The organism is Pseudomonas sp. Y39-6, from assembly GCF_023651955.1.
In the GTDB taxonomy this organism is placed as follows: Bacteria; Pseudomonadota; Gammaproteobacteria; order Pseudomonadales; family Pseudomonadaceae; genus Aquipseudomonas; species Aquipseudomonas veronii.
In genome coordinates this window covers 674,397-698,272 of the sequence record NZ_CP069594.1, presented here as the reverse complement: position 1 = coordinate 698,272, position 23,876 = coordinate 674,397, and the positions used below count along the sequence as shown (strand labels likewise).

General features: G+C 63.4%; 18 protein-coding genes. 12 read left to right on the top strand and 6 right to left on the bottom strand.

Translation table 11 applies throughout. From position 1 onward, the window contains the following. Positions 1-20: 20 nt before the first annotated feature. From JN756_RS03005 to tspR, 3 genes are all read left to right on the top strand, one after another. Positions 21-2,792 carry a hybrid sensor histidine kinase/response regulator gene (locus JN756_RS03005; RefSeq protein WP_017849673.1) on the top strand — a complete coding sequence of 924 codons (2,772 nt, stop codon included), beginning with the start codon at positions 21-23 and terminating at the stop codon, positions 2,790-2,792. A 314-nt stretch (positions 2,793-3,106) separates the two neighbouring features. After that, the gene (locus tag JN756_RS03000) at positions 3,107-4,285 is read left to right on the top strand and encodes an integrase core domain-containing protein (RefSeq protein WP_372340312.1); all 1,179 of its coding nucleotides are present in this window, start codon (positions 3,107-3,109) and stop codon (positions 4,283-4,285) included. A 479-nt stretch (positions 4,286-4,764) separates the two neighbouring features. Beyond that, positions 4,765-5,361, top strand: coding sequence for a type III secretion system genes modulator TspR (gene tspR, locus JN756_RS02995; protein WP_017849674.1), 597 nt, complete (start codon positions 4,765-4,767; stop codon positions 5,359-5,361). On the opposite strand, the gene JN756_RS02990 is transcribed toward tspR, so the two are convergent. From JN756_RS02990 to cobG, 5 genes are all read right to left on the bottom strand, one after another. Next, a complete protein-coding gene (locus JN756_RS02990) occupies positions 5,358-6,137 on the bottom strand; it encodes a ubiquitin family protein (protein WP_046384853.1) in 780 nt (259 codons plus the stop codon). The genes tspR and JN756_RS02990 overlap by 4 nt on opposite strands. A gap of 237 nt (positions 6,138-6,374) precedes the next feature. Then, positions 6,375-8,012, bottom strand: a complete 1,638-nt coding sequence (gene cobJ / locus JN756_RS02985; protein WP_201021766.1) for a precorrin-3B C(17)-methyltransferase — start codon at positions 8,010-8,012, stop codon at positions 6,375-6,377. Continuing rightward, entirely contained in the window at positions 8,012-8,743 is a 732-nt protein-coding gene (locus JN756_RS02980) for a precorrin-2 C(20)-methyltransferase (protein ID WP_017849677.1), read from the bottom strand. Before JN756_RS02980 ends, cobJ begins: the two co-directional genes overlap by 1 nt. Then, positions 8,743-9,369 carry a precorrin-8X methylmutase gene (locus JN756_RS02975; protein ID WP_046384855.1) on the bottom strand — a complete coding sequence of 209 codons (627 nt, stop codon included), beginning with the start codon at positions 9,367-9,369 and terminating at the stop codon, positions 8,743-8,745. The genes JN756_RS02980 and JN756_RS02975 overlap by 1 nt, the downstream gene beginning before the upstream one ends. Beyond that, a complete protein-coding gene (gene cobG / locus JN756_RS02970) occupies positions 9,362-10,714 on the bottom strand; it encodes a precorrin-3B synthase (RefSeq protein WP_046384856.1) in 1,353 nt (450 codons plus the stop codon). Before cobG ends, JN756_RS02975 begins: the two co-directional genes overlap by 8 nt. A gap of 38 nt (positions 10,715-10,752) precedes the next feature. On the opposite strand from cobG, the gene cbiE reads away from it, so the two are divergent. The 9 genes from cbiE to JN756_RS02925 all read left to right on the top strand — a co-directional run bounded on the left by cbiE (position 10,753) and on the right by JN756_RS02925 (position 18,763). Continuing rightward, on the top strand, positions 10,753-11,958 hold the full coding sequence (cbiE, locus tag JN756_RS02965; protein ID WP_201021765.1) for a precorrin-6y C5,15-methyltransferase (decarboxylating) subunit CbiE: 1,206 nt from the start codon (positions 10,753-10,755) through the stop codon (positions 11,956-11,958). Beyond that, entirely contained in the window at positions 11,955-12,674 is a 720-nt protein-coding gene (locus JN756_RS02960; RefSeq protein WP_128192597.1) for a cobalt-precorrin-6A reductase, read from the top strand. Before cbiE ends, JN756_RS02960 begins: the two co-directional genes overlap by 4 nt. A 356-nt stretch (positions 12,675-13,030) precedes the next feature. Beyond that, positions 13,031-13,333 carry a type II toxin-antitoxin system RelE/ParE family toxin gene (locus tag JN756_RS02955; protein ID WP_108526130.1) on the top strand — a complete coding sequence of 101 codons (303 nt, stop codon included), beginning with the start codon at positions 13,031-13,033 and terminating at the stop codon, positions 13,331-13,333. A gap of 3 nt (positions 13,334-13,336) precedes the next feature. Then, positions 13,337-13,627 carry an addiction module antidote protein gene (locus tag JN756_RS02950; RefSeq protein ID WP_017849687.1) on the top strand — a complete coding sequence of 97 codons (291 nt, stop codon included), beginning with the start codon at positions 13,337-13,339 and terminating at the stop codon, positions 13,625-13,627. Between the two features lie 96 nt (positions 13,628-13,723). Beyond that, positions 13,724-14,119, top strand: coding sequence for a DUF2946 domain-containing protein (locus JN756_RS02945; protein ID WP_046485671.1), 396 nt, complete (start codon positions 13,724-13,726; stop codon positions 14,117-14,119). Positions 14,120-14,166: 47 nt separating this feature from the next. Continuing rightward, on the top strand, positions 14,167-14,649 hold the full coding sequence (locus JN756_RS02940) for a copper chaperone PCu(A)C (RefSeq protein ID WP_057006060.1): 483 nt from the start codon (positions 14,167-14,169) through the stop codon (positions 14,647-14,649). Between the two features lie 11 nt (positions 14,650-14,660). Next, on the top strand, positions 14,661-15,092 hold the full coding sequence (locus JN756_RS02935) for a DUF2946 domain-containing protein (RefSeq protein ID WP_102618699.1): 432 nt from the start codon (positions 14,661-14,663) through the stop codon (positions 15,090-15,092). Between the two features lie 93 nt (positions 15,093-15,185). Next, on the top strand, positions 15,186-17,261 hold the full coding sequence (locus tag JN756_RS02930) for a TonB-dependent copper receptor (protein ID WP_026140374.1): 2,076 nt from the start codon (positions 15,186-15,188) through the stop codon (positions 17,259-17,261). 131 nt (positions 17,262-17,392) lie between these two features. Next, positions 17,393-18,763 carry a PepSY-associated TM helix domain-containing protein gene (locus JN756_RS02925; RefSeq protein WP_046384863.1) on the top strand — a complete coding sequence of 457 codons (1,371 nt, stop codon included), beginning with the start codon at positions 17,393-17,395 and terminating at the stop codon, positions 18,761-18,763. A gap of 75 nt (positions 18,764-18,838) precedes the next feature. Here JN756_RS02925 and JN756_RS02920 read toward each other — a convergent pair whose 3' ends face one another. Further along, positions 18,839-23,446 carry a DUF4329 domain-containing protein gene (locus tag JN756_RS02920; RefSeq protein WP_201021764.1) on the bottom strand — a complete coding sequence of 1,536 codons (4,608 nt, stop codon included), beginning with the start codon at positions 23,444-23,446 and terminating at the stop codon, positions 18,839-18,841. Positions 23,447-23,876 lie beyond the last annotated feature (430 nt).

Sequence of the window (23,876 nt, the reverse complement as noted above, 5' to 3'; positions counted from 1 at the left end):
ACCTACGAAGGGATTTCGCCGTGCGCTGGCTCAGGATCGCCATAGGTTTCACTGTCAGTCTGCTGACACTGCTCTGTTTGCTCCCGGCCCAGGCCGCTGCGCAAGGCAGTGGCTGGGCAGTATTGCTTGATGAACAGGCCGACCTGCAACTGAGCGATATCCGTTCGCCCCGCTACACCAATCAATTCAGCCCCATCGAACTGGACCGGATCACTGCCGCCGAGCCGGACGGTGCGTTGTGGGTACGCTTCAAGCTGCAACCCGGCCAGCACGAGCAAGTGCTGCGGGTGTTTGCCCCGGACGTTTCCCTCCTGAGTCTGTATGTGCTGGATGGCGACACCCTGGTGGAACAGCAAACCACCGGCACGCGCCAGCCCCAGGCCGAGCGCCCGCTGCCCAGCAGCGACTTCATGCTGCCGATGCCCCAGAGCCCGAAGCCCCTTGAGGTGTACCTGCGCCTGGTCTCGGAACACGAACTGCGCCCCTATATCACCCTGGAGCCGGCCGTACTCGCCGCCGCCGACCAAAGCCAGACGCTGATCTACGGCCTGCTGTTCGGCTGTCTGCTGATGCTGATCCTGCACAACCTCTCCCGCTTCGCCTACCACCGCTCACGCAGCAGCCTGTGGCTGGCGGCCTGCGAAGTGCTGCTGCTGCTCAGCCTGGCGTTGCTGCTCAACCTGCTGGGGCCATGGCTGCAGAACTGGCACGCGATCCAGACGCCGGGCGCCTACCTCGCCCTGCTGCTGACCGCACCGTGCGGGCTGATGTTTGCCTATCGCTTCTTCATGCCGCTGGGCCCGCACCCGCTGAACAAACTGTTGATGGCCGACATTCTGTTGATCGTGCTGTGCGGCCTGCTGCTGTTGTTCGTCAACACGTTGCCGCTGAACATCATCACTTACGTCCTGGTGGCCCTGGCCGGCCTGAGCATGTTGTTTGTCTCGGCCTATCACTGGCAAAAAGGCTACCGGCCGGCGCGGTTGTTCGTGGCGGGGATGGTGGTGTTCAACATCGGCACACTGATCATCCTGCCTGCCTTGCTTGGCCTCACGTTGCTGGCGCCGCAAGGCTTGATCATTACCCTGCTCAGCTTTATCTGCCTCAGTGGCCTGCTGATGAGCCTGGCCCTCGGCGAACGCCAGCGCGCCATCGTCGAAGCACGCTTCAGCCTCAGCCGCGAGCTGGCGGCCAGCAACGCCGAAATCGCCGCCAAGGCCGAGTTCCTGGCGAAGATCAGCCACGAAATCCGTACCCCCATGAACGGCGTGCTGGGCATGACCGAACTGCTGCTGGGCACGCCGTTGTCGGTCAAACAGCGCGACTATGTGCAGACGATCCACAGCGCCGGTAACGAACTGCTCACACTGATCAACGAAATCCTCGATATCTCCAAGCTGGAATCCGGGCAGATCGAATTGGACGACGTGCAGTTCGACCTCAATGCGCTGATCGACGACTGCCTGAGCATCTTCCGCGCCAAGGCCGAGCAGCAGAACGTCGAGCTGATCAGCTTTATCCAGCCCCAGGTGCCGCGGGTGATCAGCGGCGACCCGACGCGCCTGCGCCAGGCGATGTTGAGCCTGCTGGAAAACGCCCTGCAGAAAACCGATGAAGGCGAAGTGTTGATCGTCGTCGCCCTCGACGAGCGCAGCCCCAAGCCGCGCCTGCGCATTGCCGTGCAGGACAGCGGCCTGCCAATGGAAGCCGCCGAACGCGATGCGTTGCTGCACAGCGAACTGCACAGCAAGAACTTCCTCTCGGCCACCCGTTTGAGCGGCCACCTGGGCCTGGTCATCGCGCGCCAGTTGATCCTGTTGATGAACGGCGAATTCGGCATCAAGAGCGGCGCACAACAAGGCAGCACCCTGTGGCTGACCCTGCCGCTGGACCCGGAACGCCTGGAACACCCGACCTCCGACCTCGACGGCCCGCTCAAGGGTGCGCGGGTACTGGTGGTGGACGACAACGACACCTGCCGCAAAGTGCTGGTGCAGCAATGCACCGCCTGGGGCCTGAATGTCAGCGCCGTGCCGTCGGGCAAGGAAGCCCTGGCGTTGTTGCGCACCAAGGCGCACCTGCGTGATTACTTCGACGTGGTGCTGCTGGACCAGAACATGCCCGGCATGACCGGCATGCAACTGGCGGCCAAGATCAAGGAAGACCCGAGCCTCAACCACGACATCCTGCTGATCATGCTCACCGGCATCAGTAACGCGCCGAGCAAGATCATCGCGCGCAATTGCGGGATCAAGCGCATCCTCGCCAAGCCGGTGGCCGGCTACACCCTCAAGACCACCCTGGCCGACGAACTGACCCAGCGCAGCAAAGGCGGCGGGCAGCCACGCGCGCCCCTCAACGCGCCGGCGGCCATCATCGTGCCCAGCGACTTCCGCATCCTGGTGGCCGAAGACAACAGCATCTCCACCAAAGTCATCCGCGGCATGCTCGGCAAGCTCAACCTCAACCCGGACACCGCGAGCAACGGCGAAGAAGCCCTGCAGGCGATGAAGGCCCAGCGCTATGATCTGGTGTTGATGGACTGTGAAATGCCGATCCTCGATGGCTTCTCCGCGACCCAACAGTTGCGAGCCTGGGAAGTCAGCCACCAGCGCATTCGCACGCCGGTGGTGGCGCTCACCGCACACATCCTCTCGGAACACAAAGAGCGCGCACGCCAGGCCGGGATGGACGGGCACATGGCCAAGCCGGTGGAATTGTCACAATTGCGCGAGCTGGTGGAGTACTGGGTGGCGCAGCGTCAGCCACGGCCGGAGCATGCGCCCTCTTAACGTCAAATGCGATCGAATGTGGGAGGGGGCTTGCCCCCGATGGCGGCGGACCAGTCACCGATGCATCGACTGAAAGACGGCGATGGCAAGCTCGCTCCCGATAGCGCTGGAACAGTTACAAATAAGCTGACGGTCACACCGCCATCGGGGGCAAGCCCCCTCCCACACTGAGCCTGCGTCTGCCACACAATGGATGAACACCACAGATCCTATGTGGGAGGGGGCTTGCCCCGGTACAGACCGGAGACATCCTTTACGTTTGAAACCGGAGACATCGTTTACATGTATTAATCATGGCCAGGAGGTAACTGGCCATGTCATGGAATCGAGAGTCCCCTATGGACCAAAAAGTCAGATTGATAGGCGACTGGCTGTCCGGCGCCTATTCAAAACGTCAACTGGCATTGAGCTACGGCATTAGTCGACCGACCTTGGACAAGTGGCTGCAACGGTACGCCACTGCGGGCTTGGACGGACTCAAGGAGGCTTCACGCCGTCCACTCTCAAGCCCTTTTCAAACGTGCGATGCACATATTGCTGCTCTAATTGAGCTCAAGCATCAACACCATGACTGGGGCCCCAAAAAGCTGGTCAAGGTCCTTTCCAATCGCTATCCGGAATGTCATTGGCCGGCACCCAGCACGGCGGGGGAATGGCTCAAACGAGCGGGACTGGTCCAAGAGCGGCGCAAGCGCAATCGTCCGCCTACCGGCCCCGTCAAACTTCGCCCGGCAGACCTCCCCAATCAAACGTGGGCCGCTGACTTCAAAGGCGACTTTTTAATGACGGATGGCCGACGCTGTTACCCGCTGACACTCACGGATCAGGCCAGCAGATTCATATTGTTGTGTCGTGCTCAGCCCAGTGTGGCCGGGGCCCGCGAGGGTTTTGACTGGGCTTTTCGCGAGTATGGTCTGCCTGACGTCATCAGGACTGACAACGGTTCACCCTTCGCTTCAACCGGCCTCAACAGGCTCTCGAGTCTGGCCGTATGGTGGATACGACTGGGTATCTACCCAGAGCGTATTCAGCCGGGGCGACCCGATCAGAACGGGCGGCATGAACGTATGCATCGCTCACTCAAGGCCGCGTTACTGAAGACGCCAGAAGCCAATATGGTCCAGCAGCAGTTGGCGTTTGAACGATTTCGACAGGAATTCAATCATGATCGGCCGCACGAGGCGTTGGGTATGAAAGTGCCGAACGATCTGTACGATAAATCGCCAAGGATCTATACAGGCTGGGTACCTCCTGCCGAATATGGGGCGGATATGGAGGTACGCAAAGTCAGAACAGACGGATCAATGAAGTGGAGGGGCAGGATGATCTTTTTGAGTGAGTCACTGGTAGGAGAGTCCGTTGGACTGCGAGAAGTGGACGACAACGTGTGGGACATGTACCTATGTAACTATCCACTGGGTAGGCTAGACAGCGGTGCAAGCCGGCTGTCCAGCACCCAGAAACGTAAAGGATGTCCCCGGTCTCGTTTGTAAAGGATGTCTCCGTCTGTACACCCCGATGGCGGCGGACCAGTCACCGATGCATCGACTGAAAGACAGCGATGGCAAGCTCGCTCCCGATAGCGCTGGAACAGTTACAAATAAGCTGACTGTCACACCGCCATCGGGGGCAAGCCCCCTCCCACACTGAGCCTACGTCTGCCACACAATGGATGAACACCACAGATTCCTATGTGGGAGGGGGCTTGCCCCCTCCCACACTGAGCCTGCGTCTGCCACACAATGGATGAACACCACAGATCCTATGTGGGAGGGGGCTTGCCCCCGATGGCGGTGGACCAGTCACCTATGCATCGACTGAAAGACAGCGATGGCAAGCTCGCTCCCGATAGCGCTGGAACAGTTACAAATAAGCTGACTGTCACACCGCTATCGGGAGCAAGCTCCCTCCCACATTTGATCTCTGTCGCCTGATAGACTCCGCCAATCTCCTTCTGTCGCGAGCCACCCCCATGCTCCACGTGTTATTCAGCGTTTACCTGAAGATGCTGGTGCTCTACAGCCCGTTCTTCGTGTTGTCCTGTTTTATCAGCCTGACCCGCGGCTATTCGAGCAAGGAACGGCGACGCCTGGCCTGGAAAGTGGCGTTGGCGACGCTGGTGTCGAGCGTCTTGCTCTACCTGTTCGGCCGGGTGATTTTCAGCGTGTTCGGCATCACCGTGGACGCTTTCCGCATCGGCGCCGGCAGTGTGCTGTTCATCTCGGCCCTGGGCATGGCGCAGGGCAAGTCGGCGGTGCAGACCGATAACGTGCAGCAGGACGTGACCATCGTGCCGCTGACCATTCCGCTCACCGTCGGCCCCGGCACCATCGGGGCGCTGCTGGTGATGGGCGTCAGCCAGCCCCATTGGGACGACAAAATCGCCGCCATCCTCAGCATCGCCCTGGCCAGCTTCACGGTGGGCGTGGTGCTGTATTTGTCCAACCGTATCGAACGGATTCTCGGTGACCAGGGCTTGCAGATTGTCAGTCGCTTGATGGGCTTGTTCGTGTGCGCCTTGGCCGCACAAATCATCTTTACCGGGGTGCGCGGCTACCTGGTGCCTTAGATCCGGTATTTGGCGATCGCCAGTTGCACCTTGTCGCCCGCACTCTCACGCATCAACTGGATGGTTTTTTCGTTGACCACCGAGGTATTCAGCACCAGGCAGGTTTGCCCGCTGAAGGCCTCGAACGAGGAACTGTCCCACTCAAGAAAAGGCAGCCCCACGTGCTTGCTGACGCCATGGGAGCTGTAGGTCACCAGCACCATCATGACTTCGCCGTCGGTTTCGGCGCAGGACGCCAAGCCAAAATCGCCACCCTGATGCACGCTGCTATTGCGCTTGAACAGCTCGAATGACGCCGGCATCTGTTTCAATGTTTCCAGCGCATCGGCGGCCAGTTTCGGCAGCGCCGTCAGCAGAGGCCCGGCCAGTGAGGTCGAGGCCAGCAGGGTGGCGATGATATTCAGCGCCGCCAGTTGCACCGTCAGCCCCTTGCCGGCGCTTGAGACCCGCTCGAACCGGCTGCGCACCGGCAGCCAGCCCAGGCTGATCATCACCTTGATAAATTCGTCGTACCAGCCCTCCGTGCCGCGACTGATCTTCAAGACATCGCTGACGTAGCTGCTGGCCAACAGATAGCTTTTGCGGATGTATTCGCGGTTCAGGCCGCTCAGGCCGTCGGCGAACGAGATCACGCCATTGTTGACCACCGCCGCGTTGCAGCCGTCCTCGGTATCCAGCGGTAAAGCCGCGTGCGTCCCCGGCGCGCCGGGCAGCTTATAGGCGGCAATCAATTTGCGCCGCTTGGTGCTGTTGATCCTTCTGTGATGTCGCTCCATTTTCAGTTCTCCACAAGCACCCCACATGGGGCGTGTGTCCACACTAGTCCAGGCGCCGACGGGCTTTCCACACGACAAACATCCCTTGCCGGCAGCGCTCGCGCAGCGCAGCCCAGCATTCGTTGGGCGCCCCACGGGCAGTTCCGGATTTCATCGATAAAAAAAGAAAAAGCCCCGAATCACGGCAGGTGTTCACCCAGCGTCATTCGGAGCTTTCCGGCGCTCGCGCGGCGCTTTTCAGGAGGCCGGTTTTTCGCCATACCAGCGCGGCGTGTACACCCACTCACCGCCGCCGGCGCGCGGGAACGCGCAGGTGGTGGACGAGCCGATCAGCACCATGGTCCGCATGTCCACCTGTTCCGGGGTCAGTTGCCCCAGCGTGGTCACGCGCAGGGTCTGGCCCGGCCGCCCGATATCGCGGCCCAGCACCACCGGCGTTGCGGCATTGCGGTGTTGCGCGACAATCTCCAGGGCACGCCCCAGTTGCCACGGCCGCGCACGCGAGATCGGGTTGTAGAACGCCAGGGCCAGGTCGGCCTGGGACGCGAGGTCCAGGCGCTGCTCGATGATCGACCAGGGCTTGAGGTTGTCCGACAGCGACATCACGCAGAAGTCGTGCCCCAACGGCGCGCCGGCCTGGGCCGCGGTGGCCAGGGACGCGGAAACGCCCGGCAGGATTTCCAGCTCGACCTGGTGCCAGGCCGGGTCGTCGGACTCGTGCAGCGCCTCGATCACCGCCGCCGCCATGGCGAACACACCAGGGTCGCCGGACGACACCACCACCACCGAACGGCCTTGGGCGGCCAGCGCGAAAGCGTGGCGGGCGCGCTGCATTTCTTCACGGTTGTCGGTGCAGTGCTGCACCTGATCGTCGCGGAACGGCCCGGCCATGCGGACGTAGGTTTCGTACCCCAGCACATCGGTACAGCGCGCCAGTTCGGCCTTCACCGCCGGCACCATCAGGTCGGCGGCGCCAGGGCCAAGGCCGATCACCGCAAGACGGCCACGCGGGCGACCGACCTGGGACACGTCCAAGGGCTGTTCGGCGACCGAAACAACGATGTCCGCCGCTTGCTCCACCTCGGCGAAACGCAGCGGCACGCCTAACTCCAACGCCGCTTCGTGCAACGACGGTTCGGCCATCTGGGTATCGCTGGCCAACAGGCAGGCCAGTGACTGCAGGGCAATCCCCGAGGCATGCAACGCGCCACGCACACGCTGCGCCAATTGCGCGCCGGGCTTGCAGGTGACGCACACGCTCTGTGGATAAATCAGCAACTCGTTGGCCGCCGGTACGCGCTCGGCGCTGCCTACGTGGATCGCCAGGCGCGCCTGTCGGTCCTGCGCCAGGTTGGCCTGGTCAAGCCACGGCGCCGCGCCTTCGATACGCACGCTTTCGCCGGCAAGCAGGTCGCTGACGAAGCGCTTGCCCAGCTCCAGGTCCGCCAGTTGATAACCGGCCGGCGGGTTGAGCAGGCACGTGCCGAAACGCAGCTCACCACTGGTGGTGATCGCGGCGGCCACGCCCAACGCCGCGGCAATCTCCCGCGCCAAGTCATTCACCCCGCCCAGGCCACCGAGTAACGGCACCACCGCACTGCCGTCTTCGGCCACGGCCAGTACGGCGGGCTCTTCGCCTTTTTCCAGCAGCAGCGGCGCCAGGGTGCGGATCACGATACCGGCGGCGCACAGCGCGATCAGCGGCGTGCCTTGCTGATAGAGCTGGCGCAGGGTCGCGCCGAATTCGCGGTAGCTCTGGTCCGCGCCGTCAACCCGGCCCAGCAGGCCGTGGATCACCGCACCCGGATACACCTGCGCAATCCTGCGCGCCGTGGCCAGGCTGCCCTGCCCGAGGATGACAATCGCCGGGCGCATCAACCTTGCCACCGTTCACCGGGCACGATGATCAGCGAGAAATACGGCGAGGACATCGGCTCGACTTGATCCAGCGGGACGATTTTCTGGTTGGCCATGGTCGCGCGCTCCACATACAGCGCACGCTCGGCCAGGCCGAGTTCTTCGAGCACCTGGCGCACCTTGGGGAAGTTGCGCCCCAGCTTCATGATCACCGCCGCATCGGCATCCGCCAGGCGACGCTTGAGGTCTTCATGGGGCAGCACCCCCGACAGCACCGACAGGCTCTGGTTGCGATACACCAGCGGCGCGCCGAGCACCGAGGCGCCACCGAGCATCGAACACACGCCGGGGATGACCTGCGCTTCGTAGCGCTCGGCCAGGCGGTCATGCAGGTACATGTAGGAGCCGTAGAAGAACGGGTCGCCTTCACAGATCACCGCCACATCGCGGCCGGCGTCCAGGTGCGCGGCGACGTCCTGGCTGGCGCTGTCGTAGAAATCGCTGATCACCTGTTCATAGGACAGCGGCGCCGGCAACGCTTCGGTGGTCACCGGGTACACCAGCGGCATCAGGGTTTGCTGCGCCACCAGGTGGTCTTCGATGATGCCGAAGGCGTTACCCTTTTTGCCCTTGGCCACGAAGTACGCCACCACCGGCGATTCGCGCAGCAGGCGCAGGGCCTTGAGGGTGATCAGTTCCGGGTCGCCGGGGCCTACGCCCAGGCCGATCAAACGTCCGCGTGCCGGCATTATTCGACCTCCGTGGCCAGGGCATTGACCGCCGCGGCCGCCATCGCACTGCCGCCCAGGCGGCCCTGCATGATCACGAACGGCACGCCACGGCTGTCGGCGGCCAGCATCGCCTTGGATTCGGCGGCGCCGACGAAGCCCACCGGGAAGCCAAGGATCAACGCCGGTTTCGGCGCGCCGGCGTCGAGCATTTCCAGCAGGTAGAACAAGGCGGTCGGCGCATTGCCGATCACCACCACACTGCCGGCCAGGTGCGGGCGCCACAGTTCCAGGGCGGCGGCGGAGCGGGTGTTGCCCAGCTTCTGCGCCAACGCCGGCACGCGTTCGTCGCGCAGGGTACAGATCACTTCGTTGTTGGCCGGCAGCCGCGCACGGGTCACGCCTTCGGACACCATCCGCGCATCGCACAGAATCGGCGCACCCGCGGCCAGCGCCTCGCGCCCGGCCTTGCCTGCGCCTGCGGAGAACTGCAGGCCGTCGATCGCCTCGACCATGCCGCAGGCATGAATCACGCGCACCGCGAGTTTTTCCAGGTCGGCCGGGATGCGCTCCAACCTGGCTTCCGCGCGAATAATGGCGAAGGAGTTGCGATAGATCTCCTGACCGTCGCGGATGTAATCAATCATCGGTGTTGCTCCGTGGGTGAGCGCGCAGCAGGGCGCCCGCCGCTTCAATAGAAAGAGTGCGCGCGTGCAGCCGGCCGAAACCGGGCTGGGCTGCTTCGCGAAAATAGACGTCGTAATGGCCGGGGCTGACCGCCAGCAAGGTCACCGGCGCGATGTGCGCGGCGGCGCAGGAACGCGCGCAGCCAGACAGATGTACCGCGTGGCCGGGGCGCAGCGCGGCCAGTTGCATCGCGTCGGCCTTGGTATCGGCCAGGCCTTTGCCGCAGCCGCTGGAGCCGGTGCAGGCGATCAACTGCGCCAGCGGCTGGTCGGCCGAGCAGAGGAAGCCCAGCTGTTCCAGGCGCGCGGTGATCGCGGCGGCATCCTGGCATTTGGCGTTGGGCAGCAGCAGGCCTTGCCAGGGGGTAAAGCGCAGCGTGCCGTCGCCATACTCATCGGCGAGTTGCGCTGCGCCCTTGAGCATGGAGGCGTCGAGTCGACCCAGCGGCGTCACGGCGGTCACGTAGACCCGACCGTGCTGACGCTGTGGATAACTTCCCAGGTGCAGCCACGCCCCGCTGGCCGGGCGCTTGAAGCCATCGACCGGCAATAACGGCAGGTCCAGCCCGACCAGGAAGTTATCCACAGGCAGATGACGCATGCGTGTTTGCGCCGGCGTGGCCAGGTCCAGAAACCGTTCCAACACCGCCACCACCAAGGCATGCCCCTGCTCCAAGCGCACGGCCGCCAACGGCGCATCCAACCCCGGGCAGCCGGCCAGGCCGAACGCGAGCAGTGTTTCGCCGCCTTGCTCAAAGGCCGACAGCCACAGGTCATGGTGATGTTCGAGCATCGCCAGGGCTTCACCGCCATCCAGTTGCACCGCGAACTTGGCCGACAGCTCGTGAAAGCGCGTGTGGTTTTGCAGGGTGGCGAGGATCTGGTCGGCCAGCGGGCGCGTATCGAACAACATCTGCGGGTCGATACCGGCGCTGGGGCTGAGCATCAGGTTGCGCACGTCGTCACCGGCGGCGGTGCTGGGGCCGAGGCCTGCGGCAAGGAGCATCGCGATCAAAGCCTGCTGCTCGGCACCGATCCCGCGGATCTGCAGGTTGGCGCGGTTGGTCGCCTCGATCACCCCGCCCGCATAGGCCTGGGCCGCGTCCGCCACGGCATGGGCTTGTGCGGCGCTGATCGCGCCGCCGGCCAGTTTGATCCGGCAGATGCCGCCGTCCAACGCCTGGACGATACGCAGCAACCCCGGGCAAGCCGAGGGGCGCAAGGTGTTCAGAGCAGGGATTGGGTTCACGGGGCTACCGGTTCGCGGGTCAAGGCGCGGTATTATGCCTGCTTTGTCCGACGGCATGAAAAGCCTGCCCGTCGGATGTCGTTCAAGGAATTCATATGTCGCCCTGGCTGACGGTAATAGGCATCGGTGAAGACGGCTTCAAAGGGCTCGGCAGAAACGCCCGGCACGCCGTATTGCGTGCCGCGCGGATCATCGGTGGCCAGCGCCAATTGGACCTGTTGCCGGTGTGCGTGCGCGGCGAACGCCAGTTGTGGCCGAGCCCGTTTTCCCTGGCGCCGCTATTGGCGCGACGCGGTGAACCGGTGTGCGTGCTGGCCAGCGGCGACCCGATGTTCTACGGCGTCGGCGCCAGCCTGGCGCGGCAGGTGCCGGCTGACGAGATGCTGATTTTGCCGGCGCCCTCCTCTGTGTCGCTGGCGGCGGCGCGCCTGGGCTGGGCGTTGCAGGACGTGATGACGTTATCGGTGGTGGCCCGGCCCTTGGCGGCGTTGAATGCACATCTGGCCAGCGGCGTGCGCTTGCTGGTGTTGAGCAATGACGGGCAGAGCCCTGCCGCGATTGCCGCGCTGTTGGTTGAATCCGGCTTTGGGCCGAGCCGCCTCAGCGTCTTTGAACACCTGGGCGGCGCGGCTGAGCGGCGTGTCGATGGCGTGGCCCACGCTTGGCCGCACGCTGCGGTCGCCGATCTGAACCTGGTCGCCATCGACTGCCTGGCCGACGCCGATGCCCCACGCCTGTCGCGCCTCGCCGGCCTGCCGGATGTGGCATTCAAACACGACGGCCAACTGACCAAGCGCGACGTGCGCGCCATGACCCTGGCCCGCCTGGCGCCACTGCCCGGCGAATTGCTCTGGGACGTGGGCGCGGGCAGCGGCTCCATCGGCATCGAGTGGATGCGCGCCCACCCGAGCTGCCGCGCCTTGGCGATTGAAGCCGATGCCGGCCGCCAAGGCCTGATCGAACATAACCGCGACGCCCTCGGCGTGCCCGGCCTGCAACTGGTGCGCGGCACCGCACCCGCGGCCCTCGGCGGCCTGGAAACGCCCGACGCGATCTTCATCGGCGGCGGCGTCACCCGCGACGGCGTGCTCGAGACCTGCTGGCAGCACCTGCGCCCCGGTGGCCGCCTGGTCGCCAACGCCGTGACCCTGCAAAGCGAAATGACCCTGATGGCCTGGCGCGCCCGACACGGCGGCGAACTGACCCGCCTCCACGTGGCCCAGGCCCAGCCGCTCGGTGAATTCGACACCTGGCGCCAGGCGCTGCCGATCACCCTGCTGGACGTGATCAAGCCCCTATGAAACCGATCCTGCTACTGGGCGGCGTCACCGAAGCCCTCGCCATCGCCCGCACCCTCGGCCCTGAACATATCTACAGTCTGGCCGGTGTGGGCCGCGTGCCGACCGACCTCACCTGCCAGGTGCGTGTCGGTGGCTACGGCGGGGTTGAAGGGTTGGCGCAGTTCGTGCGCGACGAACACATCGGCCTGATCCTCGACGCCACCCACCCGTATGCGGCACAGATCAGCCAAAACGCCGCCCAGGCAGCACGGTTGTGCGGTGTGCCGTGTTGGGCCCTGCGCCGCCCGGCATGGCGACCGCAAGCGGGGGATGACTGGCGCGAAGTCGCTGACTGGGCCGAGCTGATCGAGGCCCTGAAACCCTTCAAGCGCCCGCTGTTCACCTTGGGCCGCGAGCCGTTGCAGCATCTTGATGAGATCCCGCAGGAGCAATTCTGGACACTGCGCGCGTTGGAGGTGTATCCGGGCAATGAACGCTGCGAAGTCATCGGCGCGCGTGGGCCGTTTCTGATCGAAAACGAGCGTGCGTTGTTCGAACGACAAAAGATCGATGTGCTGATCAGCAAGAACAGTGGCAGCACCGCCACCGAACCGAAGCTGGAAGTGGCGCGCGAGCGAGGGGTGCCGGTGTTGGTGTTGAGGCGGCCGGTGTTGGCTACGGCGGATCGAGAATTTACAGCCGTGGCTGCGGTGCTACAGGCAATATCGTCTCGCTAAACGACACCTCGCCAATGTGGGAACTTGCTCCCGTTCAACGGCGTAGCAGTCGCATGATCGCTGAGTTTGCATCGATGTCCGCAGACTAGCGATCACGTTTGCGACCAGCAACCTCAAACAAGGTGTCGCACGTTTCTGTTTGTACGAAGACCTAGCCAAAACACCCACTGTTTGGTTTACCCAGCAGAAAGACGATTCACCTTACGACCAACTCCGAACCAGCCGGCTAGTTCAGCCAAAAGCTCCCGCCCTAACCTCCCCTCTCGCGGTTTTGCACCCGCTTCCGCGATGGGGATGCACTGCAGTTGCAGCGCGTCGCAACTTGCCATCCTGTATCCCAAGAAATACGATTTGCGATGATTGAGTTCGAAGAATCCGTTGAGTTTGTCAAATGGCTCGAAGCAATGCGCGATCCGCTCGCAAAAGTACGCATTGTGACAAGGCTGCGCATGGCGCAAGCAGGAAACTTCGGCGACTGTGAGGCTGTAGGAGAGGGCGTTTGCGAAATGCGAATCCACCAAGGCCCCGGGTATCGGGTTTACTTCACTCTCCGAGACAAGGTGGTTTATCTGCTGCTGATGGGCGGCGACAAATCAACACAAAGCCGAGACATCCAGCGTGCAATACACATGGCAAAAAATCTTGGCCGCAAGGAGTGACTTATGAGCGAATCCTTTACCCGTTTCGATGCCGCAAAATACCTTAAGACTCCTTTTGAGATGGCCGCCTATCTGGATGCTTGCTTTGAAGAAGATGCTGGCGACGGTCTGTTGATTCGCACAGCGTTGAACGATATCGCTCGCGCCCAAGGCATGACCCAAGTCGCTCGCGACGCCGGCCTAGGACGAGAAAGTTTGTACAAAGCCCTCTCCAGCACTGGCAATCCCGAGTTCGCGACTATCATGAAGGTCATGAGAGCACTGGGGCTCAAACTTCACGCCACCGCGCTCTGACACACTGCGACACCAAACCACACCGCCACTTTTTACTTATCCCCCCCGATCAGGCTAAATACCCGCCTGATCGTTTAACCCTACGGATTGTCCGCCATGGCCCGTCAACGCTTTGCAATCGTCTGGATCGCCTGCTTTGCAGTGCTGTTCAACGCCTTTGCCATGCCGCTGGCCGGGGCGATGCAGCAGTCCAAGGACCCCGCGCAGCAACTGTTGTGGGGCAGTTTCTGTTCGTCCAATGGCGCCAGCCTGAAAACCGTTGCCCTGGGCAAGTTGGACATTCCGGCACCGGCGCAGGACGATCATTCCGCCATGCAGCATTGCTGGTGTTGCTCGGGCTCGGCGCCGTTGGTGGCGTTGCCGGGGCATGTGCCGCAGTTGTATGTCACGCGGTTCGAGGCGGCGCAGAGCCTGCCGCCACCGTCATTGCAGTCCCCGACGCCGCGCCAGCAATGGCCGAGCCTTAACCCGCGCGCCTCTCCAACGGTCTGATGGTCTTCGCAAGTGAACTGCGTTTAGAACCGTTCTGGAGAACTGCCATGCTCAAATCTTCCCTGCTTCTGGCCGCATTGCTGCTGCCGGTGTTCAGTGCTGCCAATGCCGACGACTTCAAGGCCGGCGACCTGCTGGTCAGCGATCCCTGGTCCCAGGAATTGCCCCCCAACGCGCCGACCGTCGCGGCCTACTTTGTGGTTCACAATACCGGCGAAACCCCGGACCGCCTGCTCAGCGCCAAGACGCCGGTGGCGGACAAAGCCGAACTGCATGAGCATGTGATGCAAGGCGCATTGATGAAGATGCAACAAGTGCCCAGCGTTGCCGTGCCGGCCAAGGGTGACTTGACCTTCGCGCCCATGGCCTATCACGTGATGTTGCTGGACCTCAAAGACCGCAGCGTACTGGCCGACGGCAAGCACTTCCCACTGACCCTGACCTTCGAAAAAGCCGGGGACGTCGAGGTGCAAGTGTCCGTGCAGAAAGTCCCGCCGATGGCGCCCCACGAGCATAAACACGGCGAGTAGGCCAACACTTGATGGGCGCCCCTCGCGCCAGGTTGTCCGCGCCGCGCCGCAGGCCCGTGAGCCTTAAGCGCGGCAGTTGGATCAGCCTGTTCGCCATGCTGATGATCTTTATCGGTCCGCTGATTTCCCAAGCGATGCCGATGAATCAGCACGCCGGTATGTCCATGAGCATGAGCATGTCCATGGACATGCCCGAGTGCCACGGCGAACCGCAACACCGTCCGCCTCAAAAACAAGCCCCCGACGAACACCACGTCCTCTGGGAAAAGTGCGGCTATTGCAGCCTGCTCTTCAGTTGCCCGGCACTGCCCGGCAGCGTGTCCTACCTCACCCTCGGCGCCCCATCGCCGGCCAACGCCCTCACCCCCTCACCGCGCCTGGGCCATGCCCGGCAGAGCATTTTCCCCGGCGCGCGCAGCCGTGCCCCACCCATCGCCGCGTAAGCACTTGACACCGTTACTTCACCCCGGCCGACGTTAGACAGACAGCCACAGGCTGCTGGCCGTGTTGTTTACGATTGATAGATGGAATTTTTCATGTCCAGGTTTTCTGCTGACACCCGTTTGGGAAGCACTCCCGTGTTCGCCGTTCTGTGCGGCGCGCTCTTGATGCCACAGGCCCATGCCGATACCGATGAGCACGCCGAGCACGAACTGAGCCCCACCGTGATCACCGCGATCGCCCCCAGCTCGCCGCTGACCGTGGTCACCAACCCGAAAGACCCGCGCCAGCCAGTGCCCGCCAGCGACGGCGGCGACTATCTCAAGACCATCCCCGGCTTCGCCCTGGTGCGCAACGGCGGCACCAACGGCGACCCGGTGCTGCGCGGCATGTTCGGCTCGCGCCTGAACATCCTCACCAACGGCAGCATGATGCTCGGCGCCTGCCCGGGCCGGATGGACGCGCCCACTTCGTACATTTCCCCGGAAACCTACGACACACTCACCGTGATCAAAGGCCCGCAAACCGTGCTCTGGGGCCCGGGCGCGTCGGCCGGCACCATCCTGTTCGAGCGCGAGCCCGAGCATTTCGGCGAACTGGGCACGCGACTCAACGCCAGCGTGCTGGCCGGCTCCAACGGGCGCTTCGACAAAGTCATCGACGCCGCTGCCGGCGGGCCCCTGGGTTACGTGCGGGTGATCGGCAACCAGGCGCACGCCGACGACTACAAGGACGGCAACAACGACACCGTCGCCTCGCGCTACGACAAGTGGAACGGTGACGTCGCGGTCGGTTTCACCCCCGACGCCGACACCCTGCTCGAACTCACCGCCGGCCGCGGCGATGGCGAGGCGCGCTACGCCGGGCGCGGCATGGACGGCTCGCAGTTCCTGCGCGAAAGCCTGGGGCTGCGCTTCGAAAAATCCAATATCGGCGAGGTGCTGGACAAGGTCGAGGCCCAGGTCTACTACAACTACGCCGACCACGTCATGGACAACTACAGCCTGCGCGTCCCGTCGGGCACCGGGATGATGGCAGGCCCCATGGCCTCCAACGTCGACCGCCGCACCCTCGGCGCGCGGATCAAGGCGACCTGGCGCTGGGCCGATCTGCAACTGATCGGCGGCCTGGATGCACAGACCAACGAACACCGCCAGCGCAGCAGCATGGGCGTCGACACCTACAAGGATTTGCCGCGCAACAAGGACGCCAACTTCCATAACTACGGCGTATTCGGCGAGCTGACCTGGTACGCCGCCGACCGCGACCGCCTGATCACCGGCGCGCGCCTGGACCGCGCCTCGGCCCGGGACTTCCGCCAGACCATCGGCTCAGGCATGTCGGCACGCGCCAACCCGACCGCCGACGACACCCGCGCCGACACCCTGCCCTCGGGCTTCATGCGTTACGAGCACGACCTGGCAGATACCCCGACCACGCTCTACGCCGGGCTAGGCCACGCCGAACGCTTCCCGGACTACTGGGAACTGTTTTCCCCCAACACCGGCGCGGCCGGTTCGGTCAACGCGTTCGATGGCGTGAAACCGGAAAAAACCACCCAGCTCGACTTCGGCGCGCAATACAAGACCGCCGACCTCGAAGCCTGGGCCTCGGGTTACGTCGGCCAGGTGCGCGACTTCATCCTGTTCGACTACCGGACCGGAATGATGGGCACCACGTCCCAGGCGCGCAACGTCGACGCACGGATCATGGGCGGCGAACTGGGTGCGGCGTACAAGCTGACCCAAAACTGGAAGGCCGACGCCACCCTCGCCTACGCCTGGGGCAAGAACAGCAGCGACGGCAAGCCCCTGCCGCAAATGCCGCCGCTGGATGCGCGCCTGGGCCTGACCTACAGCGAGGACGACTGGAGCGCCGGCGCCCTGTGGCGAGTGGTCGCCGCGCAAAACCGCATCGATCAGAACAAAGGCAACGTGGTCGGCAAGGACTACGACAAGAGCGGCGGCTTTGGCGTGTTCTCGCTGAATGCGGCGTACCGCATCAATAAAAACTTCAAGGTCAGTACCGGCGTCGACAACCTGTTCGGCAAAGCCTACGCCGAGCATTTGAACCTGGCCGGCAACGCCGGGTTCGGCTACCCGGCCAACGATCCGCAGGCCATCAAGGAGCCGGGGCGCACGCTCTGGACCAAGGTCGACATGAGCTTCTAAAAGCATCGGGGGCAAGTCGAATCGTCGCACCGCCCCTCCCACACTTGAAATGCATGCCAACTGTGGGAGGGGGCTTGCCCCCGATGGCGGTGTAACTGCCCCCCCAAAAAAAACCTTGCGGAGCCCCCCTGATGAGCACACAAAAAATCTCCTTCTACAACCTGGCCTGGCGTTGGCATTTCTACGCCGGGCTGTTTGTCGCCCCCTTCATGGTGCTGCTGGCCCTGACCGGCATCATCTACCTGTTCAAGCCCCAGCTCGACCCGCTGATGTACGGCCACCTGCTCACCGTCCCCGCCGCCGAACGCGCACTGAGCGCCGACGAGCAACTGCAACGCGCCAAGGCCGCCTACCCCCAGGGCCGGCTCAGCAAATACTTGCCACCGGCCGACGCCACCAGCAGCGCACAGTTCGTCATGCACGACGGCGGCCGCGAAATGACGGTGTTCGTCGACCCGTATCGCGGCACCGTGCTCGGCACGCAGGACGCGAAAAACAACCTGCAAGCCATCGCACGCGCCCTGCACGGCGAGTTGATGATAGGCACCGTGGGTGACCGCCTGGTCGAGCTCGCCGCCGGCTGGGGCGTGATGCTGGTGATCTCAGGCATGTACTTGTGGTGGCCACGCGGCAAGTCATCGTCCGGGGTGCTGTGGCCGCGCTTCAACACCCGTGGCCGTGTGTTCTGGCGCGACCTGCATGTCGTCACCGGTTTCTGGGGCGCGGCGTTGTTGCTGGTGATGCTGCTCAGCGGCATGGCCTGGACCGGCTTCTGGGGCAAGCAATACGCCGACCTGTGGAACCGCTTCCCGGCGGCGATGTGGAACAACGTGCCGACCTCCGATCAACAGGCGCGCGTGCTCAACACCGCGACGCAACAGACCGTGCCCTGGGCCATGGAAAACACACCGATGCCGGTGTCCGGCGACCATGCCGAACACATGAACCACGGCGCGATGCATGCCGCCCCCGCCGCGCCCACCATCAGCCTGCAACAGGTGGTCGACCTGGCCACCTCGCGCAAGGTCGAGCCCGGCTACAGCATCACCCCGCCCACCACCGCCGAGGGCGTATTCACTGTCTCGGTGTTCGCCAACGACCCGCGCAATGACGCCACCCTGCATGTGGACCAGTACACCGGCAAGGTCCTCGCCGATGTGCGCTGGGAACACTACAACGGCGTGGCGCGGGCGACCGAGACCGGCGTAATGTTGCACGAGGGCAAGATGTTCGGCTGGGTGAATCAACTGATCGTGCTGCTGATCTGCCTGATGATCCTGCTCAGTGCCGTCAGCGGCGTGGTGATCTGGTGGAAACGGCGGCCGGTGGGCGGCCTCGGAGTGCCGCCGTTGCGTCATGACCTGCCGAAGTGGAAAACCGCGATGGTGATCATGCTCGGGCTGGCGATCGCCTTCCCGTTGGTGGGCGCGTCGTTGATCGTCGTGTGGGCGCTCGATCGCCTGCTGCTGTCGCGGCTGTTTGCGCAGCCTTCGCGGGTTTGACGCCCGGGTGCCGGTCAAGTGCCGCCGGGGACCGGGCGATCCACGGCGGCCGGCTTGGTCAGCGCCGCGCCGTTGTCAGAGTTCGTCTTTGTCCCGGCCGTACAGCACGGCTTGCGGGTCCGGCTCGGCGAGTACGTCCTTGACCTGCCATTCCGCCCCCAGCGCCCCCGGTCGCGTCCAGAAGGTATCGGTTTCCAACACACTCAACGTGCCGGCCGCGCGCAAGCCGCTGACCAGCACGCTGGGCGAAGGCGACGAGTCGACACTCAGCAGTCGCGTCTCGTCCGCCGTGAAAACCGGCACATACTTCAGGAGCGCACCGCCGCGACACGCCAGGTAGACACTCTCGGCGACCGGACGGTTACTGCGGATGATGTCCAGGTACAGGCGCAGATCATTTTTGTCGGCAAAATTGTCCAGCAACCGCTGATCCAGCACCGATAGATTCAGGCCCAAAGGGATGACTTTGTAAAACGCCTGGAGCGCTTTGATGGTGTAGAAGAACAGCGGATGATCGGGGGTGATATCAAAGCCGAGATGACCGAACCAGAACAGCTGTGAAATCGTGTCCACCAACCACGCACGGTGATCCTCCACCGGCTCAAGCGCCACGAGCCCCCGCGCCTTTGGCGGCGCCAGCACGGCGCCGAGGTATTCGCGGCCCTTGAAACCGCCCAGCTGTTTTTCGGCCCAGCGCGCGGCGTCGTCGGCATGACCGAACAGCGGCCCGCAAAAGGACAGGAAGTGTGGGTTGTCCTGGGCGGGCCAGGGCGCGGCCTTGGGTTGCCACTGCGCGGTGACGCTTTGTTCCTTGCCCCACACCGTGCTCCTGACACGCACATACAAGTCGCCCTTGGTCGCGAGCCCGCGCACGTAGTCGGCGACGCTGGAGGCGCCTTCGAGCAACTGCGGTCCGAGCGTTCGGGCCTCGCTGCTCAGCGCTTGCCCCTCGTGCTTTCGCAAGGAATACCTCAGCAGCGCGCCGTCGGCGCACAGCAGGTAAAGCGGCAGGGCACCGTTGCCGGCCAGGTTGCTGAGAAAATTGACCGCGCCGGCCAGTACCTGGGGCGAGAAGAAACTCAGCGCCATGTCATCGCTCGCCGGCGCAATCGCCACGGTGGAGGCGCACAGATACAAGCCATCCAGCGTATACCCCTGGGGCAACAGGCCATCGACGAAGACCTGTTCGAAACGCGTGTAATCGGCGCGCACCAACGGCAAGGACGTCATGTACAGGTTTTTCCGCGCATCCTTGAGTACATAACCGAACTGCACCTGTGCCTGGGGCGACGACACTCGCTGCACATGACGCACGGCGTCGTAAGCCTGGGTAAAGAGCGGACCGCACGGCGCATCGGCAAACACCTGCTTGATCGCCAGCGCCGCGACCTCGGCCAAGTCCGGCACGAACGGCCCGCTCAACCGTCGCGGGTGGCCCCACAGGCGGTTGCCGTTGACCACCCGCAGATCGCCGGCCTTCGCCACCTGCGTGACGAAGTCGACCGGGAGCAGCGTTCCGCTGCGCAGTTGCCGTTCGACTTCATTGTCGGCCACATCCCCCCTGACCAGGTTCAACGGCGCCAACGTCAGCTTGAGCGCCTCCTCCTCCGCCGACCCCGTCAGTTGATAACGCAGGATGCCCCCCTCGGGGCCAAACACATATTCGCGCTTGATGTGGACTTCACGGAACAGCAGGTTCGACAGCACGCTCGTGGGCAACATGCTCTGGTAGACCGCCTTTTGCGTGGCCGAAAACAGTATCTGTGTCTCTTGCTTGAGCACCGAGCGGTAACGCGCGACGATGATACTTCCCGGCGGGTACAGCCCTTGCGCGATCGCCGGGTCGGGATAAATCCAGTTCAGCGCAAAGCCCTGGGGCGGCACCACCAGCGGATCAGTCGCGACGAACACACCATCGGGCAACCTGAGCAGGACGCCGCCATAGGTGCGGCGCCGGCCCTCACCGACAATGCCCGCGGCATACCGTGCCGCATCGTCCGGGTTGGCAAACGCGGGCCCCACGCGACGGCGGGTCAGGTGTTCGTAACCGGTCCAGGTGCGCGACACCCGCCCTTGCTGGTCCCAGCATTGGCTGGTACGCACCACGTAGAGCTCGCCGCTGTTGGCCCACTCCCTGACAAAGGTCTGCGTCGTCTTTTCACCGGAGGCCAATGCGCTGGCGGCCTGTTCAAAGGCACTTTCCACCGGCCCGCCGCCGCCCACGCGAAATGGCAGCGCGACGAATCTCAACAGGGCCCCCTCCTGCGTTGAAAAGTACACCGGCAGGTTTCTACCGCCGTTGTACTTCACCCCTCTGCGCTGGCTCTCGTACAGCGCCTCGTACAACACCATCGGCATCACAAAATAGCGGGTCAGCCAGGCACTGGATGGCGACAGCCCGGTCGGTTGCCATTGCTGCGAACGAAATAGCCCGCAGAGCGAAAACCCAGCGGGAAACCGATAGTCATTGTCTTCTGTCGGTGCAAACACGCTGTTGAGATTGAACAGCTTGACCCGTTCATTGACGCCCACCACCTCGGTGGCCAGGTACAACGCCTTGTCCCGGTGCTTGAGGATAAACGCAAAGTACGCCTGCTCCGGCAGGTTGCGCCCATGGACCCGCGCATGCAGATCGCGGGCGGCTTCGTCTGCCGTGCCGAACAACGCGCCATAGGTCACATAGTCGGGAGCGCCGGTTCTGGGCGCGTACTCGAAAGAGGGCGTCCAGTCTTTATAGATCGGCGAACGCGGGCCCCATAACACATTGCCTTGGATCACCCGCAAGTCACCCGCCTCAGCCAACCGGGTGACCCACAGCGCGGGTTTGAACAGACCGCTGTCCAAACGTTTTTGCAGCACGCTGCCGGCCGGTTGCGGCGCAGCGCCGGCAGACACCAATGCCTCATGCGTGGAGCCGCTCGGGGTGTACGCCAGCAGGCAGTCCTCGGCGGCCGACATATACGCCGGGCGCCCCGACTGGATCACATCGTAGATTTGGGCGGTGCCAAAAATCTGCAGGTTGATGAGGGCGTCTTCGCGCGTCCAGTTGCGCTGATTGACCCAGCCGGGGTCGACCATCGACAGCGCCGGGTGGGAGCCGTAGCGGCCGTGAATCGCGTAAGCCTCGGGTGGGATCAACGGGCCGGGTAGCTCCGTCGGAAAAAACAGCCTGAGGGCAAACGGGTTGGCGTCGCTGGCCAGGGGCTGGGTGATAAAGAAGCGGCCTTCTTTGTCCTTGAGTACATAGCCGCCGTAGGTTCGCTCACGTCGTGAGCCGATCTGCTCGTGGGCATACACCGCTGCGTCGTGGGCAGAAATAAAGGGCGGGCTCAATACCGCCTGATAGAAACCGTTCAACACCGCCGAACGGTTGTCCAGCGGGCCGACGACACGCCAGAGCAAGCCGGCCTGGACCACTGACACCGACGTCGCGGCAATCACCCGGCGCACATAGTCACGCGGGCTGAGGCTGCCGGCCTTCAGCGCGGCCTGGGCGCCATTGTCACCGAGCACGCCATCGTCGCCGGTGTTGACCAGCGCACCGGCATCACTGGGCGCTGGCACCTTGAGTTCAAGCAGTGCGTCATCCGAGGTTTCGATGTAAAGGCGCAAACCTCGGCTTTTGTTCTGTACGTCCCGGGTCGCTTCTGACTGCACGATGGCCGCCACCAGCTCCGCAGGGGTCGGGAATGTGGCATACAACCAGGACTCGTTTTCGGGGATGTCCGTTGGCGCGGCTTTAGAGCGGTAGTAGAGGGCTTCGAGCCGAAAGTTGGAGGGCAGCTTCAGTTTGCCGGAGGCTTGCTCGGGGAAGAGCCCGGCGGCAGAGAACAATGCCTTGGGCGCGAGCTCGGGGTAGGTCGCGATGTAACTTTCGCTTTGGGTGTGTTTCAGTACAAACCCGAAGGCATACTCGCCAGCCGCCGACGCCGACAGGGCTAGCGCCGCCATCACGGCCAATTCAGGCTGTGCGAATACCTGGGTGAAAAATGGCTGCTCCTGGGTCACTTGCGTCACGGCGGCATTGACTCTCCAACCCCGCTTCATCTGCCCACGCACGCCTCCCCATTGGCGGTTGGGCACCACTACCCGCAGGTCGCCGGCATCGGCGGTCATCCAGATCAATGACTCCCGATCCGCAGAAGCCGGGAACGGCTCCTCGCCGAGAAGGCGCTTTCTCAGCAGGACCTCCGCCGCCGAACCCGAGGTTGTGTACTTAAGCAGCGAGCCCTCGGGGCCGCACAAATAATGAGCGCGCACCGAGCTGCGGTGCTCAATGATAAAACTCAGGTCCGCAGGCGAAAAAAAACTGATCATCATCGAAGCATGATCATCGCTAATCCCGGGGTTTCTCGCTTTCACCTGCTCCAGGTTCGGCGGGTGAGAATGGTAAAGCGCCTCGCAACTGTAGCCGTTGGGCGCGATGAAGTTGTCGTCGGCATCCGTGGCCAGCAAGATCCGATGATCGAAGGTCAACTGCTGGTCAGCGATTGGCGTCGTGGCGAAGTAGCGGTTGCCTTGTTTAAGAATGGCACCCCCGTATTCCTTGTCGGCCACCGAGTAGTCGATCCGCTCATAAGCCCAACGGGCGGCATCGTCGGCCGACATAAACAACGGGCTGAGCGCCGGAAGGACCGGTATATGTCCAGGGGTTTGTTGCGGCAGTTCCGTAAAGTCATTCATGTTTCACCTCATCGAAGAAAGCGTGCGTCCTGGCAAATAATCGCCGTGACGCACCCCTTCAAAGATGGAGTACACCGCTCGTTCAGAGACGGTAGATAGGTATGACTTATTTAGGTCCTGTACGAAAAGTACTGTCACAAACACCCAATCGCACACGCCAGTGAGGCCATTACTGCATCGCGTTTCGCGAGCATGTCAAAGCGCGCATCGATGCAGTGGCTCTCCCGTGTATTGAATGCAAAGCGCGAATCCCGGAAGACCCGGACAGCAGCGGGGCACCGCATCTCCATGCCCTCTTTCGGGGCTCCCGCCTGCACGACCCTGCGACCGCGAGCCAAAGCGGTGCACCAGGCTTGCCCGCGACACCCAGCGTGACGATTTAAGTGGAGGTTTCGGGCCTTAGGCACAGGCCTTGCTATGCACTCTTCAG